Source organism: Mycobacterium sp. SMC-19, assembly GCF_045310815.1.
In the GTDB taxonomy this organism is placed as follows: domain Bacteria; phylum Actinomycetota; class Actinomycetes; order Mycobacteriales; family Mycobacteriaceae; genus Mycobacterium.
On the sequence record NZ_JBJIAM010000001.1, the window covers coordinates 195,990 to 211,622 of the forward strand.

General features: G+C 68.7%; 14 protein-coding genes and 1 tRNA gene. 10 read left to right on the forward strand and 5 right to left on the reverse strand.

Translation table 11 applies throughout. From position 1 onward, the window contains the following. Complete coding sequence (gene mfd, locus ACJH5R_RS00980; protein WP_406781088.1) at window positions 1-3,645, reverse strand: transcription-repair coupling factor; 3,645 nt, start codon at window positions 3,643-3,645, stop codon at window positions 1-3. A 59-nt stretch (window positions 3,646-3,704) separates the two neighbouring features. After that, complete coding sequence (locus ACJH5R_RS00985; RefSeq protein ID WP_024442510.1) at window positions 3,705-4,307, reverse strand: TetR/AcrR family transcriptional regulator; 603 nt, start codon at window positions 4,305-4,307, stop codon at window positions 3,705-3,707. A 145-nt stretch (window positions 4,308-4,452) separates the two neighbouring features. On the opposite strand from ACJH5R_RS00985, the gene ACJH5R_RS00990 reads away from it, so the two are divergent. From ACJH5R_RS00990 to ACJH5R_RS01020, 7 genes are all read left to right on the forward strand, one after another. Next, a tRNA-Gln gene (locus ACJH5R_RS00990) sits at window positions 4,453-4,524 on the forward strand. Between the two features lie 59 nt (window positions 4,525-4,583). Then, complete coding sequence (gene glmU, locus ACJH5R_RS00995; protein ID WP_406781089.1) at window positions 4,584-6,089, forward strand: bifunctional UDP-N-acetylglucosamine diphosphorylase/glucosamine-1-phosphate N-acetyltransferase GlmU; 1,506 nt, start codon at window positions 4,584-4,586, stop codon at window positions 6,087-6,089. A gap of 109 nt (window positions 6,090-6,198) precedes the next feature. Continuing rightward, entirely contained in the window at window positions 6,199-7,185 is a 987-nt protein-coding gene (locus ACJH5R_RS01000; RefSeq protein ID WP_308485882.1) for a ribose-phosphate diphosphokinase, read from the forward strand. A gap of 1 nt (window position 7,186) precedes the next feature. Next, on the forward strand, window positions 7,187-7,531 hold the full coding sequence (arsC, locus tag ACJH5R_RS01005; RefSeq protein ID WP_406781090.1) for an arsenate reductase (glutaredoxin): 345 nt from the start codon (window positions 7,187-7,189) through the stop codon (window positions 7,529-7,531). Continuing rightward, window positions 7,528-8,184: an LpqN/LpqT family lipoprotein gene (locus ACJH5R_RS01010; RefSeq protein WP_406758650.1), complete on the forward strand. Its 657-nt coding sequence runs from the start codon at window positions 7,528-7,530 to the stop codon at window positions 8,182-8,184. Before arsC ends, ACJH5R_RS01010 begins: the two co-directional genes overlap by 4 nt. A gap of 57 nt (window positions 8,185-8,241) precedes the next feature. After that, the gene (locus ACJH5R_RS01015) at window positions 8,242-8,610 is read left to right on the forward strand and encodes a heme-binding protein (RefSeq protein ID WP_406781091.1); all 369 of its coding nucleotides are present in this window, start codon (window positions 8,242-8,244) and stop codon (window positions 8,608-8,610) included. Continuing rightward, the gene (locus tag ACJH5R_RS01020; protein WP_406758648.1) at window positions 8,610-8,885 is read left to right on the forward strand and encodes a hypothetical protein; all 276 of its coding nucleotides are present in this window, start codon (window positions 8,610-8,612) and stop codon (window positions 8,883-8,885) included. The genes ACJH5R_RS01015 and ACJH5R_RS01020 overlap by 1 nt, the downstream gene beginning before the upstream one ends. 6 nt (window positions 8,886-8,891) lie before the next feature. Here ACJH5R_RS01020 and ACJH5R_RS01025 read toward each other — a convergent pair whose 3' ends face one another. After that, window positions 8,892-10,277 carry a DUF1254 domain-containing protein gene (locus ACJH5R_RS01025; protein WP_406781350.1) on the reverse strand — a complete coding sequence of 462 codons (1,386 nt, stop codon included), beginning with the start codon at window positions 10,275-10,277 and terminating at the stop codon, window positions 8,892-8,894. A gap of 99 nt (window positions 10,278-10,376) precedes the next feature. On the opposite strand from ACJH5R_RS01025, the gene ACJH5R_RS01030 reads away from it, so the two are divergent. The 3 genes from ACJH5R_RS01030 (at window position 10,377) to pth (ending at window position 12,614) form a co-directional block, all read left to right on the forward strand. Beyond that, window positions 10,377-11,249 (forward strand): oxidoreductase, encoded by an 873-nt coding sequence (locus ACJH5R_RS01030; protein ID WP_406781092.1) that lies wholly within the window; start codon window positions 10,377-10,379, stop codon window positions 11,247-11,249. Between the two features lie 138 nt (window positions 11,250-11,387). Then, a complete protein-coding gene (locus ACJH5R_RS01035; protein WP_406758646.1) occupies window positions 11,388-12,017 on the forward strand; it encodes a 50S ribosomal protein L25/general stress protein Ctc in 630 nt (209 codons plus the stop codon). Between the two features lie 12 nt (window positions 12,018-12,029). Further along, a complete protein-coding gene (gene pth, locus ACJH5R_RS01040; protein ID WP_406758645.1) occupies window positions 12,030-12,614 on the forward strand; it encodes an aminoacyl-tRNA hydrolase in 585 nt (194 codons plus the stop codon). 103 nt (window positions 12,615-12,717) lie between these two features. Here pth and ACJH5R_RS01045 read toward each other — a convergent pair whose 3' ends face one another. Continuing rightward, on the reverse strand, window positions 12,718-14,352 hold the full coding sequence (locus ACJH5R_RS01045) for a fatty acyl-AMP ligase (protein ID WP_406756009.1): 1,635 nt from the start codon (window positions 14,350-14,352) through the stop codon (window positions 12,718-12,720). A 251-nt stretch (window positions 14,353-14,603) separates the two neighbouring features. Beyond that, window positions 14,604-15,566: a 4-(cytidine 5'-diphospho)-2-C-methyl-D-erythritol kinase gene (locus ACJH5R_RS01050; protein ID WP_406756010.1), complete on the reverse strand. Its 963-nt coding sequence runs from the start codon at window positions 15,564-15,566 to the stop codon at window positions 14,604-14,606. Window positions 15,567-15,633: the final 67 nt, after the last annotated feature.

Here is a 15,633-nt window from a genome sequence, read left to right on the forward strand (position 1 = left end):
CTACCGTACTGCGGGCGTCGTGCCGGTGACGTCGATGAGACCCTGCGGCTTGCCGTCCAGTGCCGAAATCAGATCGGCCACCATCTGCACGAGTTCGACGTCGCGGATGCGCGGCGCCCCGACGGGCGCGCCGGCACCGCCGGCGCGCGGGATCGGGACCTGGATGGTGGCGGTGGTCGCGCGGTAACTGGCCGAAGGATGCATCCGCTTGAGTCGCAACTGGGCGGAGTCCGGCAGGGTCATCGGGGCCAGCCGCAGCGTCGTCGCCGATGCCGCCGAAACCTCGGTGATCCCGGCTGCCCGGCACAGCAGCCGCAGCCGGGCCACCGCCACCAGCCGGCCGGCGGGCTCGGGCAGCGGCCCGTAGCGGTCGGTCAGTTCCTCGATGACCGCGGCGATCTCGTCGTCGCCGGGAGCGGCGGCCAACCGCCGGTAGGCCTCCAGCCGCAACCGGTCCGAGTTGATGTACTCCGGCGGCAGGTGGGCGTCGACCGGCAGGTCGATCCGGACGTCCTTGACCTCTTCGGTGGTGACCGTCTCGCCGTTGAAGGCCGCCCGGTACGCCTCGACCGCCTCGCCGACCAGCCGCACGTACAGATCGAAACCCACCCCGGCGACGTGCCCGGACTGCTCCACCCCCAGCACGTTGCCGGCGCCGCGGATCTCCAGGTCCTTCATCGCCACCGCCATGCCGGCGCCCAATTCGTTGTTCTGGGCGATGGTGGCCAGCCGGTCGTGGGCGGTCTCGGTCAGCGGGCTCTCCTTCGGGTAGAGGAAGTAGGCGTAGCCGCGCTCTCGGCTACGGCCCACCCGGCCGCGCAGCTGGTGCAGCTGCGAGAGCCCGAAGGTGTCGGCCCGCTCGACGATCAACGTGTTGGCGTTGGAGATGTCCAGGCCGGTCTCGATGATGGTGGTGCACACAAGGATGTCGTATTCCCGATTCCAGAAGCCCTGCACCGTGGTTTCCAGCATTTCTTCGGGCATCTGGCCGTGCGCGATGACCACCCGGGCCTCGGGCACCAGGCCGCGCACCCGGGCGGCGGCCGCGTCGATGGAGCTGACCCGGTTGTGCACGTAGAACACCTGGCCGTCCCGCAGCAGCTCCCGGCGCAGCGCGGCCGCGACCTGCTTGTCATCGTGGCCGCCGACGTAGGTCAGCACCGGATAGCGATCTTCGGGCGGCGTCAGGATCGTCGACATCTCCCGGATGCCGGCCAGGCTCATCTCCAGGGTCCGCGGGATCGGCGTGGCACTCATGGTGAGCACGTCGACGTGCGTGCGCAGGGCCTTGATGTGTTCCTTGTGCTCGACGCCGAACCGCTGCTCCTCGTCGACGATCACCAGGCCGAGGTCCTTCCAGCGCACCCCGGTCTGCAGCAGCCGGTGGGTGCCGATCACCACGTCCACCGAACCGTCGGCCAGGCCGTTGACGGTCGCCTTGGACTCTTGGGCGTCGGTGAACCGCGACAGTCCCTTGACGGTGACCGGGAAGCCGGCCATCCGGGTGCTGAACGTCTGCAGGTGCTGATCGGCCAGCAGCGTGGTGGGCACCAGCACCGCGACCTGCTTGCCGTCCTGGACGGCTTTGAACGCCGCGCGCACCGCGATCTCGGTCTTGCCGTAGCCGACGTCACCGCAGATCACCCGGTCCATCGGGACCGGCTTTTCCATGTCGGCCTTGACCTCGCTGATCGCCGTGAGCTGGTCCATGGTCTCGGTGAAGCCGAACGCGTCCTCCATCTCGGCCTGCCACGGGCTGTCCGGGGCGAACGCGTGGCCGGGCGCGGCCTGACGTTTGGCGTAGAGCGCGACCAGTTCGTCGGCGATCTCTCTGACCGCCTTGCGGGCCTTGGTCTTGGTCTGGCTCCAGTCGCTGCCACCGAGCCTGCTCAGCGCCGGGGCCTGGCCGCCGACGTAGCGCGACAGCTGATCGAGGGAGTCCATCGGCACGTAGAGCTTGTCGGTGCCGTTCGCGCCGCGCTTGCCCGAGGCGTACTCCAGCACCAGGTATTCCCGGCGCGCCCCACCGACGGTGCGCTCGGTCATCTCCACGAATTTGCCGATGCCGTGCTGGTCGTGCACCACCAGGTCGCCGGCGGTCAGCGCCAGCGGATCGACCGCGTTGCGGCGCTTGGCCGCCAGCCGCTTGCCTTCCGGGCCGCTGACCCGGTTGCCGGTCAGGTCGGCCTCGGTCACCACCACCAGGTCGGCGCCCGGGATCACCAGACCCTCATGCAGCGGGCCCTTCAGCACCCCGACCACCCCGGGCTGCGGCGCGGCACCGGCATCCAACAGCGTTGCCGCAGTCTCGGATTCGGCCAGCTGCTCCACGATCCGGCGTGCGGTTCCGACACCCGGCGCGACGACCGCCGCACGACCCCCGGTCGCGATGTGCGCCCGCAGCATGGCGAAGATCTCGTCGATGTCGCGCTGCCGGCCGCGGGCCGACGGCGACGGACGGACGTCGAGTTCGGTCGCCTCCGGGTCGGGCAACTGGCTCAGCGTCCACCACGGATGGGCGGTGTCGAGCGCCGCCTGGCGCACCTGCGCGAACTCCCGGAATCCCGACCCACCGAGCTGTTCGATGTCGATCGGTGCCTCGCCGCCGATCGCGGCGACCGACCAGGACGCCTCCAGGAATTCACGTCCGGTCTTGATCAGATCGGCGGCGCGGGCCCGGACCTTCTCCGGATCGCAGACCAGCACCGGGGTGCCCGGGCGCAGCTGATCGGTCAGCAGCGCCTGCGGACCAGGCCGCAGCACCGGACTCAGCGCCTCCATCCCGTCGACCGGGATGCCCTCGGCCAGCTTGGCCAGCATGTCGCCGACCGTGCCCGAGACGGCGTTGTCGGTCTGTGGCTGATCGCGCGCCAGCTCGGCCGCACGATCCCGCACGTCGTCGGTGAGCAGCAACTCCCGACATGGCACCGCGACAACGGTGCCGACCTCGACCTCGGGGATGGAACGTTGATCGGCGACCGAGAACGGCCGGATCTCGGTGACCTCGTCACCCCAGAACTCGATGCGCACCGGATGTTCGGCGGTCGGCGGGAACAGGTCGAGGATGCCGCCGCGGACCGCGAACTCGCCGCGCTTGCCCACCAGGTCCACTCGCGAGTAGGCCAGCTCGACCAGCCGAGCGATCACCTCCTCGAACGGGACCTCGTCACCGACGGCCAGCATGACCGGCTCGATCGCGTCCAGTTGGCTGGTCATCGGCTGCAGCAGCGACCGGGCCGCGGTGACCACCACGCGCAGCGGCGGCCCCAGCCGGGCGTCGTCGGGCGCAGACAGCCGGCGCAGCAACAGCAGGCGGGCGCCGACGGTATCCACCCCGGGCGAGAGCCGCTCGTGCGGCAGCGTCTCCCAAGACGGGAACAGTGCCACCGTGTCGCCGTAGACACCACGCAGTTCTGCGGTCAGGTCGTCGGCCTCGTGGCCGGTGGCAGTGACCACCAGCAGCGGGTTGTTGCGGGCCAGGGCGGCAGCCGTGAACGGCCGCGCACCGACCGGACCGACCAGCGCGAGTTCGGCGGGCGGGTCGCCCGCACGCTCGATCAGTTCGGTGAAGGCCGGCGCGGTCAACGCCAGGTCTACGAGCCCCGCAATCGGGTTTTGGACAGTCTGGTACCCCGGTGCGGTCATGATGCGGGCAATTCTAGGCGGTGCGGTGCGGGTCGCCGATTTGCGTTGCGGTGCATGCCCTATTCGTCGTGCAGGGTCGGATCGGACTCCAGGTGAGTCAGTCCGTTCCAGCAAAGGTTGACCAGGTGCGCGGCCACCACTTCCTTCTTGGGTTCGCGTACGTCGAGCCACCATTGGGCCGTCATCGACACCGAACCGACCAGCGCCTGGGCGTACAGCGGCGCGGTCTCGGGGTCCAGGCCGCGCTTGGCGAAGTCGCCGGCCAAGATCGACGACACTTGGCCGATCGCGTCGTTGAGCAGGGTCGAGTAGGTGCCGGAACTGATCGACGCCGGAGAGTCGCGGATCAGGATGCGGAATCCGTCGGTGTGCTCGTCGACGTAGGTCAGCAAGGCCAGCGCCACGCGCTCCACTCGCAGCCGGGACTGGTTGTTGGTCGCCTTGGTCAACGACGTGGTGATGCCGTCCAGCAACGCCGACATCTCACGGTCGACCACCACGGCGTAGAGCCCCTCTTTGCCACCGAAGTGTTCGTAGACCACGGGCTTGGACACGTTGGCGCGCTGCGCTATCTCCTCGATGGAGGTGCCCTCATACCCGCGTTCGGCGAACAGCGAGCGGGCGACGTCGATCAGTTGGTGACGACGCTCGCTACCTGTCATCCGGGCTCGCGGCGCCCGGCCGTCCTTGTCCAGACCAGCCACGCGACCAGGGTAGTCCGTTGGACTGGACCGGATTGTCCGACTTCTTACTCGGGCCGCGGGCGGCCCTCGCCGTCGTCGGACTAAAGTCACTGCGGAACACCGATCCGTCGTGGTGTAATCGGCAGCACCTCTGATTTTGGTTCAGATAGTTCAGGTTCGAGTCCTGGCGACGGAGCTCACGGAATTGCCCCACCCCTTTGCCGCGAACGTGCGCAGAATGACAGGCTAGGCGGCGTGTCGACGCACAAACACGCACAGTCGCCCCAGGAGGCAGGCCAGGACGCCGTCATCGTCCTGGCTGCTGGAGCCGGCACCCGGATGGTCTCCGACACCCCCAAAGTGCTGCATGAGCTGGGCGGGCGCAGCATGCTGGCGCACTGCCTGCAAGCGGCCGCCGGCGTCGGCCCCCGTCACCTGGTGGTGGTGTTGGGCCACGCGCACGAACGCATCACCGGGCCGGTCGCCGAGCTGGCGCAAGCCCTGGACGTTCCCATCGACATCGCCCTGCAGGACCAGCAGCTCGGCACCGGACACGCGGTGCTGTGCGGCCTGGCAGCCCTGCCCGACGACTTCACCGGCACCGTCGTCGTCACCTCCGGCGACATTCCGCTGCTGGACAGCGCCACACTGCAGGCGCTGATCGACACCCACCGCGTCGCCCCGGCCGCCGTCACCGTGCTGACCACCACGCTGGCCGACCCCACCGGCTACGGCCGCATCCTGCACACCCAGGACGGCGAGGTCACCGCGATCGTCGAGCAGGCCGACGCCACCGAATCGCAGCGCGAGATCCGCGAGGTCAATGCCGGGGTGTACGCCTTCGACATCGCCGCGTTGCGTTCCGCGCTGGGCCGGCTGGGCTCGGACAACGCCCAGCACGAGCTGTACCTCACCGACGTGATCGGCATCGTCCGCGGCGACGGCCAAGTGGTGCACGCCCGCCATGTCGACGACGCGGCGTTGGTGGCGGGCGTCAACGACCGGGTGCACCTGTCCGCGCTGGCGGGCGAGCTCAACCGCCGCCTGGTGGCCACCCATCAGCGGGCCGGCGTCACCATCGTCGACCCCACCACCACCTGGATCGACGTGGACGTGACCATCGGGCGCGACACGACGGTTGCCCCCGGAACCCAGCTGCTGGGCCGCACCGCCGTCGGGGCGCACTGCACGATCGGGCCCGACACCACCCTGACCGATGTCACGGTGGGCGACGGTGCGTCGGTGATCCGCAGCCACGCCACCTCGTCATCGATCGGCGACGGTGCGACGGTCGGCCCGTTCACCTACCTGCGTCCCGGCTCCGCGCTGGGCGCCGACGGCAAGCTGGGCGCGTTCGTCGAGACCAAGAACTCGCGCATCGGCACCGGGACCAAGGTTCCGCACCTGACCTACGTCGGCGATGCCGACATCGGCGACCACAGCAACATCGGCGCGTCCAGCGTCTTCGTCAATTACGACGGCCAGACCAAACGACGGACCACCGTCGGCTCGCACGTGCGCACCGGCTCGGACACCATGTTCGTCGCGCCGGTCACCATCGGCGACGGCGCCTACACCGGTGCCGGGACGGTGGTGCGCCATGATGTGCCGCCGGGCGCACTGGCGGTCTCAGCCGGCCCGCAGCGCAATATTGAGAACTGGGTGCAGCGCAAGCGGCCCGGCAGCCAGGCCGCCGCGGCGGCCGACAGAGCGAACAGTGCCGAACAACCCGGCCAGACTCCACCCGATCTGTCATCGTGAGCTTGATCGCGTTGAGGCAGCCCGAGGCGAAATCGCGCACCGGGCTACGTACCATAAGGCCCGAGTTAACTCGACCGAAATCCACAATCTCCTACGGCGGGGGCAGCACGTGAGCCACGACTGGACAGACAATCGCAAGAACCTGATGCTCTTCGCTGGTCGTGCGCACCCGGAGCTGGCTGATCAGGTCGCCAAAGAACTGGACGTACCGGTAACCGCGCAGACCGCCCGGGACTTTGCCAACGGCGAGATCTTCGTGCGTTTCGACGAGTCCGTGCGCGGCTGCGACGCCTTCGTTCTGCAGTCGCACCCCGCGCCGCTGAATCAGCACCTGATGGAACAGCTGATCATGATCGACGCGCTCAAGCGGGGCAGCGCCAAGCGGATCACCGCGATCCTGCCGTTCTACCCCTATGCCCGCCAGGACAAGAAGCACCGCGGCCGCGAACCGATTTCGGCCCGCCTGGTCGCAGACCTGCTCAAGACGGCCGGCGCCGACCGGATCGTCACGGTGGACCTGCACACCGACCAGATCCAGGGCTTCTTCGACGGCCCGGTCGACCACATGCGCGCCCAGCCGCTGCTGTGCGGCTACATCCGGGACAACTACCTCAACAACGGCAAGGACGTCGTGGTGGTCTCCCCCGACTCCGGCCGGGTGCGGGTCGCCGAGAAGTGGGCGGACTCGCTGGGCGGCGTACCGCTGGCCTTCATCCACAAGACCCGTGATCCGCGGGTGCCCAACCAGGTCAAGGCCAACCGGGTGGTCGGCGAGGTCGCCGGCAAGACCTGTGTGATCACCGACGACATGATCGACACCGGCGGCACCATCGCCGGGGCGGTCGGCCTGCTGCGCGAAGCGGGGGCGGTCGACGTGGTGATCGCCGCCACCCACGGCGTGCTGTCCAGCCCGGCATCCGAGCGGTTGGCGGCCTGCGGCGCCAGCGAGGTGATCGTCACCAACACCCTGCCGATCACCGAGGACAAACAGTTCCCGGCGCTGACCGTTCTGTCGATCGCTCCGCTGCTGGCCAGCACCATCCGGGCGGTATTCGAAAACGGTTCAGTCACCGGGCTTTTCGACGGAGACGCCTGACATGACTGACGCGGTGGTCTATCACAACCCGCGCTGCTCGACTTCGCGCAAGACGCTGGATCTGCTGCGCGAGAACGGTATCGAGCCGACGGTCGTGGAGTACCTGAAGACCCCGCCGTCGCGTGCGGAGCTGGCGGAGATGATCAGCGCCGCCGGCATCGGTGTGCGCGACGCGGTGCGCACCGGCGAGTCGGTCTACGCCGAGCTGAACCTGGCCGGTGCGTCCGACGACGAACTGCTCGACGCGATGGCCGCGAACCCGATCCTGATCCAGCGGCCGTTCGTCGTCACCGGCAACGGCACCCGGTTGGCCCGTCCGATTGACGCGGTCCGCGAGATCCTGTGACCTCGCTGCGCTTGGCGGCCGTGGCCCTGGCGTGCACGGCGATAGTCAGCACGACATCCGCGTGCGGCACCAAAACCCCTGACTATCACTCGATTTGGGGCAACGGCAGCACGCCCACCACTTCCTCGGAGCCGGAGGCCCCGGTCAGCGTGGGACGCTACCTCGAGGATCAGGGAGTGGCCGCCGAGGCGGTGGCCCCCAACGCGCCGACCGACCTGACCGTGTCGATCCCGACACCGGCGGGCTGGACAAAGAAGGAAAACCCGATGCTGCCGGCCACCACTCTGGTGCTCGGCAAGGGCGAGAAGTTTCCCCGGGCGATTCTGAGTGTGGTCAAGCTCAACGGGAAATTCGACTCGAAAGAGGCCATCAAGCACGGAGTGGTCGACGCCCAGCTCTCACCGAACTTCCGACTGCTGGACGCCTCCAACGAGGACTACCAAGGTTTTCCGTCCTCGATGGTCCAGGGAACCTACGACATGGACGGTCAGCGCCTGCATAGCTGGTTCCGGATGGTGATCGCCACCGGTTCGGCGCCGGCCGAACAGCGTTACCTGGTGCAGCTGGCGGTCACCGCCCCGGCCGAAGAGGCGCCCAAGGATGCCACCGACGTCGAGGCGATCATGAAGGGCTTCACCGTCGCGGCGAAGTGACCCCCACCGGACTCAGGTCTTGTTAAAGTGACGCACCCGCCTGAAGGGAGTTCCGCGATGTCCCTCGTTCGCCTGTCCTCACTGAGCCTTGCCGGCCTCAGCGCGGCCACCGTCGCGACCGGCCTGCTGGCACCGGCCACGGCGCTGGCAGACCCGCAGCCCGGTTGCACCGCCGCCGACATGGCCAACGTGGCCACCGGCGTCGCCGCCTCGACGTCGGGTTATCTCTACGCCCATCCGGACGTCAACGAGTTCTACACCGGTCTGCACGACCGGCCCGACGACCAGGTACCGGAGGCGGTTCGCAGCTTCTTCGCCGACAACCCGCAAGCGCACTCCGACCTGCTGGGGCTGCGCCAGCCGCTGGCTGACTTCCGCGCCCGCTGCGGATTGCCCCAGCCCGAGCGCCCGCTGCTGGATCAGTGATGTCGCGCCGCATCTGGGTCATCGCAGCACTGGCCTTGACCAGCCTGCCGGGGACCGTGGTCGTGTTCACGCCGGCCGGCACCGCCACCGCACAGGGCTGCGTCGGGGTGGGCCGCCGGGTGTATGTCAGCGGATGCGCCGACCCGGTGCCACCGCCGGCCTACTACGCGCCGCTGCCCGAAGACGTACCTCCGCCGCCGCCCCCGCCGCCTCCGCCGATCAACACCTGCGTGGGCTACAACGGCCGTTGGGTGCACGCCAACAACTGCAACTAAGCCGGGCTAGTTTTTCACCGCTTTCGGCGGTGCCCAGGTGCCGCCCAGCGCTTCTTCCTTGGGCCAGTACAGCCGCAGGATCATCTGGAACGGTCCCTCGGGTGCGGGCAGCCAGTTGGCTTCCTTGCCCGCGCCCGGGGATTGGTTCTGCACAGCGATGGTGATTCCGCCGTCGGGATCGCGGGTCAGATCCGGCAACATCGGCGAGTTGATCAGGTACCGGTCGATCGGGTTGGCCACCAGCAGGCTTTCCGGCATCTTGTACATGGTCAGCGACCAGAACGAGTTGACCGGCGGCAGCGCATCCGGCGCGAACCGCAGCGTGTATCCGTTGGCACCGCTCAGCGGCGCGCCGTCGGAGTCCACGGCCACCACCGGATAGATGGCCTCCTCCTGCGAGTTGCCGTAGATCCCGAGCACCGCACCGGCCATCCGGTACAGGTAGTTGCCGGCGAGGAACTCCCGGGTGCCGAACAACTGCCCCGAGGTCACCTGGCCGGTGTCCAGCTTGTCCGTCTTGAATGTGTTGAGTTCCGCCCAGGCCTGCGCCATCCCGGCCTGGACGGCGTCGCGACTCTCGGCGCTGAGTTCGTCGGCGTTGAAGGTGCCGTCGGGGCCGATGCCGATACTGGCGAACCGGGCCCGCAGGTCCTGCTCGCCCGGCAACACCGGCGCGTACTTCAACAGGAAGCTCAAGATCTCGAAGAACTTCGGCGACGTCTTCTGCTCGTCTGGTGTCAGTGGCGCAATGAAATCCACCGGCGGGGCGGTTGGCGCGGATTGCTTGAGGTAGGCCGACAGCGGCTCCACGCTGTAACCGGCCTGGATCTTCTTGACGTTGTCGATGTCGGCCGGGTCGAACAGCTGGGTGCGGTAGATGACCTGCGCGAAGTCGGTCTCGGCGCGGATCACCGCATCGACGCCGTCGGGCTTGTCGCCCGTCCAGCCGGGTCCGGCCAGCAGGTACCTGCCGCCGTTGTTACCGGTGGTCCGGCTGCCCACGTAGGCGAAGTTGTAGGTGTATGCGTCGATGAATTGCAGCGAGTAGTAGCGGCCGGCCTCGATCACAGGCACGGTGAGCACCAACGGCTCGGCCCGCAGGTCGGCGCCCAGCATGGTGTAGGGCGTGTCGGAGTTCGGCGTCTGCACGGTGGTGTCATCGGGGGTGTAAACCCTTGCGGCGCTGTGCGTCTGATTCCAATCACCCTTGTACTGCGGACCCGATCTGTCGACGAAGTAGGCGTGCCGGATGCGGTAGGAGTCCACCATCGGGAAGCCGTAGACGTAGGCCTCCTTGGCGATCAGACGGACCTGATCGGCGGACTGGGCCGGCGCCGGGCTAGCGGGCTCGGCCGACTGCCGGTTGCCGCAGCCGCCGACCGCGGCCAGCATCACGGCGATCAATCCAAGGGTGGTCCATGGCTTCACGTCGCTCCTCAAGTCGGATCGGCATTCCGGCGCAGCTCCCGGCGCCTCGTTAGAGTGTCAGCCATGGCTTCCTGGTCTGCCACCGATCTGCCGTCGTTCGCCGGCCGATCCGTCATCGTCACCGGAGCCAACAGCGGTTTGGGCGCCGCGACCGCGCGCGAACTGGCCAGGGTCGGCGCCGCCGTCACCCTGGCGGTCCGCAACACCGCCAAGGGCCAGGCCGCCGCGGCGGGCATGCCCGGTGACGTAACGGTTCGCGCCCTGGATCTGGCGGACCTTGCTTCGGTGCGACGGTTCGCCGAGGAGACCGCGCAAGTCGACGTGCTGATCAACAACGCCGGGATCATGGCGGTGCCCTACGCCAAGACCGTCGACGGTTTCGAGGCTCAGATCGGCACCAATCATCTGGGTCATTTCGCGCTGACCAACCTGCTGTTGCCCAAACTCACCGACCGGGTGGTGACGGTGTCGTCGGCCCTGCACCGGATGGGCTACATCAGCCTCAAGGACCTGAACTGGGAGTCGCGCCGGTATTCGGCGTGGCTGGCCTACGGCCAGGCCAAGCTGGCCAATCTGCTGTTCACCAGCGAGCTGCAACGCCGGCTCGTGGCGGCGGGTTCACCGCTTCGCGCGCTGGCCGCCCATCCCGGCTATTCGAGCACCAACCTGCAGGGCCAGACCGGCAACCGGATCGGCGACCTGGTGATGCGCACCTTCGGCAACGGCCTGTTCGCCACCAGCCCCGACTTCGGGGCGCGCCAAACCCTCTACGCGGCGTCGCAGGACCTGTCCGGCAACACCTTCATCGGTCCACGCTTCGGCATTGTCGGCCGCAGCGGGTCGGTGGGCCGCAGTCTGCTGGCCAAGCGCGGTGCCACAGCCGCCGGACTGTGGGAGCTGTCTGCGCAGCTCACCGGGGTTCAATTTCCGCTCTGAGCTGCCGATGCGCTAGCCTGACCAGGCGTCACGGCGAGGGCGGCCACCATTCGGCCGCCGTTATCGACGAGGACCTCCTAGATGGTTGTCGCGATCTGGCCGTGCCTCATGCACGCCGTAGCAACCAAGGAGTTCCCCATGGCTAAGAACGCATCCACCACCAACCAGCTGACCGTCTCGGTGCGGACCGAGACCGGCAAGGGCGCCTCCCGCCGGGCCCGCCGCGCCGGCCGGGTCCCCGCGGTCCTCTACGGCCACGGCACCGAGCCGCAGCACCTGGAGCTCCCGGCCCACGACTTCGCGGCCGTGCTGCGCCACTCCGGCACCAACGCCGTGCTCACCCTCGACATCGAGGGCAAGGAGCAGCTGGCGCTGACCAAGGCTCTCGAGATCCACCCGATCCGTCGCACCATCCAGCACGCCGACCTGCTGGTCGTGCGCCGCGGCGAGAAGGTCACCGTCGAGGTCAACGTCGTCATCGAGGGCGACGCCGCTTCCGGCACCCTGGTCACCCAGGACGCCACCGCCGTGGAGATCGAGGCCGAGGCCCTGTCGATCCCCGAGCAGCTGACCATCTCGATCGAAGGCGCCGAGGCCGGCACCCAGTTCACCGCCGGCGCTCTCGAGCTGCCCAAGGGCGTCAGCCTGATCTCCGACCCCGAGCTGCTGCTGGTCAACGTGATCGAGGCACCGAGCGCCGAGGAGCCGGCCGAGACCGAAGCGGCGGGCGAGGAAGCCGCCGAGGCCCCAGCCGCCGAGTCCGAGTAAGCCGAGCACCGCGTGGCCGAGTCACCACCGATACTGGTGGTCGGCCTGGGCAACCCGGGCCCGAACTACGCACGTACCCGACACAATGTCGGCTTCATGGTCGTCGACCTGCTCGCCGAGCGGATCGGGTCGGCGTTCAAGCTGCACAAGAAATCGGGTGCCGACGTGGCCACCGGGCGCCTGAGCGGGCGCTCGGTGGTGCTGGCCCGGCCGCGCTGCTACATGAACGAATCGGGCCGCCAGGTGGGGCCGTTGGCCAAGTTCTATTCGGTCCCCACCGGCGGCGTCGTGGTGATTCACGACGACCTCGATCTGGACTTCGGCCGGATCCGGCTCAAGCAGGGCGGCGGTGAGGGCGGCCACAATGGCCTGCGCTCTATCGCGACCGTCTTGGGCAGCAAGGACTTTCAGCGGGTCCGCCTCGGGATCGGCCGACCGCCGGGGCGCCAAGATCCAGCAGCCTACGTGCTGCAGGCGTTCGGTGCCCGCGAGCGCGACGAGTTACCGACAATCTGCGAGCAGGCCGCCGACGCCACCGAGTTGCTGATCGAGCTGGGGCTGGAGCCGGCCCAGAACGTCGTCCACGCCTGGGGCTGACCCCGCATTCCGCGGCGAGCGTGCGTGCTTGTACGCAAAAGTCCGGCGTGTCGTGTACAAACACGCTCCCTCGCGGGAAAGGGGGAAGGGCGAAGGGCGCGCGCTAGGTGACCAGCGCGACGGAGTTGGCCCGGCGCAGCTTGCCCGACGGAGTCTTGGGGATGCTGCCCGGCCCGAGCACCACGACGTTGCGGGGCCGCATGTCGACCTCGGTGACCACCTCATGGGCGACCTGGTGCTCGATACGCCGCACCTCGACCGGGTCCTGCCAGGCATTGGACTCCACCGCCACCGCGAACGTCTCCCGGGAGTGCCCGGCGTCCAGGCGCACCGCGACCGCACAACCCGGGCGGACGCCCTCGACGCGGCCCGCGGCCCGCTCGATGTCGGTCGGGTAGATGTTGCGGCCCGCCATGATGATGACGTCCTTGACGCGGCCGCAGACCACGACGTGGCCGTCTTCCATCTGGTAGCCCAGGTCGCCGGTGTCATACCAACCGTGCTCGTCCTGTGCCGGCAGGAAGCCCGCCATGGTCAGGTAGCCCGGCGTCACCGGCTCACCGCGCAGCTGGATCACTCCGACCCCGCGCGGCGGCAACGAATTGCCGTGCTCGTCGACGATCCGGATCTCGATGCCCTCCAACAGCGGCCCCAGCGAGGCCAGTCGGCGGGTGTTGCCCTTGGTGGCCGGCACCGCCTGGCGCAGCGCGGCCAGCAGGTCGGCGTCGATCTCGTCGACCACCAGGCCCGCATTGCACTTGGAGAAGGACACCGCCAGCACCGTCTCGGCCATGCCGTAGGCCGGCAGGATGGCGGTCGGGTTCAGCCCGAACGGCCTACCGGCGTCGATCAGGTCCTCGACGTCGGCCGGCTCCACCGGCTCGGCACCCGAGAGCGCGAACCGCAGCGTGGACAGGTCGAACTGCCCCGGCGTGGCCTGCTTGCGCAGCCGCTTGGCGAACAGCGCGTAGGCGAAGTTCGGGGCCGCGGTCATGGTGCCCTTGTACTTGTCGATCAGCTTGGCCCACAGCAGGGTGTCGCGCAGGAAGTCCATCGGGGTGATCTTGACCAGCTCGGCGCCGAAGTACATCGGTACGGTGAGGAACCCGATCATGCCCATGTCGTGGAAGCACGGCAGCCAGCTGACCATGACGTCCTTTTCGACGTCGTACTCGGCGCTGATGAACATCGCCTCGGCGTTCGAGTAGATGTTGCGGTGGGTGATCTGCACGGCCTTCGGCGAACCGGTCGATCCCGACGTCAGCTGCATCAACGCCAGATCGTCCTCACCGGCTTCTTCCGGGTCGATCGGCTCGGCGGCCAGCAGGTCAGCGACCGTGACGACCTTCAGGCCCTTCTCTTCCAGCACGGGGGCTGCCGGCATGAACGGGTCGGAGATGATGACGGCCTTGGCGTCGATCATGTCGACGACGGTCATGGTGTCCTCGGCCCACACCGCCAGGTCGGTGCGCGGGGTCGGCTGGTGCAGCATGGTCAGGCTCGCCGCGCGCATCCACACGCCCTGGGCGGTGGGGGCGATTTCCACCGGGGCACCGGCCAGCACCCCGACCGCGTCGCCCGGGCCTACGCCGGCCGCGGCCAGCCCGCCGGCGATACGCCGGGCGCGTTCATGGACCTCGGCCCAGGTGTGCCGGACGGGCGTGTGCGGCTCACCCGTCACCATGCCCTTCGACGACTCCCGGGCACTGCGGAACATGTTGTCGGTAAACCTGCTCACGACGGCCTCCTAGCCGGCACCAGTACATTCCATACGGGCTCAGATTTCATGTTCCACCTGCTTTAGACCACATCGCGAGAGGCACACGCACACAATTCGGTGGCGGTTAGATCTCGATACCGTAATGCGCGGCCCACCAGAACGGAGAGCGTCTGGCTGGCAGGGTTGTCCTGGCCGCGAATAGTCACCGCGGGCCATCTTAAACTCCTCTTAATCCACGGGCAAATCTATCCCGCGGATCGGCTGCTCGATCAGGCCCCGCTCACCGACGACGGCACCACGCGAGCGCCATAGACCGGGCCGCTGGCCACCCGCACCGCCCGCCCCGCGCCGAGCGCCGACAGTTCGACGGCGACGTCGGCCGCCGACTGCGCCGAGGAGCACAAGAACGCACACGTCGGGCCGGAGCCGGACACCACACCGGCCAGGGCACCCGCCTCTACCCCGGCGCGCAAGGTGCGGCGCAAGCCCGAGTTGAGACTGACGGCCGCGGCCTGCAGGTCATTGCCGAGCAATCCGGCCAGCCGCTCCGGATCACCGGCGGCCAACGCCGCCAGCACCGGCTCGGGCTCACCCGACTCCGGCAGCTTGCGCCCGGTTTCGCGCAACCGGTCCAGTTCACCGAAGACCGCCGGCGTCGACAGCCCACGGTCGGCGAACGCCAGCACCCAGTGGAAGGTCTCACGGGTGAGCACCGTCGCCAGCTCCTCGCCGCGTCCGGTGCCCAACGCGGTGCCGCCGTGCAGCGCGAACGGCACGTCGCTGCCCAGCTTGGCGGCCAGCGAGTGCAGGTCGCGGCGCGGCACGCCGAGCTCCCACAGCACGTTCATGCCGACCAGCACCGCCGCGGCGTCGGCGCTGCCGCCGGCCATGCCGCCGGCCACCGGAATGGACTTGTCGATGCTGATCGCCACGTCCGGAGCCCGGCCCACGTACTCGGCCATCAGCTCGGCGGCCTGCCACGCCAGGTTGCGCTCATCGGTGGGCAGCACATCGGCGCCCTCGCCGCTGACCCGCAGCGACAGCACGTCGGCGTCGCGGACAGTCACCTCGTCGACCAACGAAACCGCGTGGAACACGGTGGTCAGCTCGTGGTAACCGTCATCTCGACGGTCACCGACGGCCAGGTAGAGGTTGAGCTTGCCCGGTACCCGCACCGTCACCGAACCGGTCGGGGACCACTCGGTGGCGGTATTGCCGTCGGATGCGGTCACGCCGATGAGACTATCGGGCTACAGCGGCTCCGAGGGGCCGTAGTACCCCGGGCTCGGGCCAGGAGTG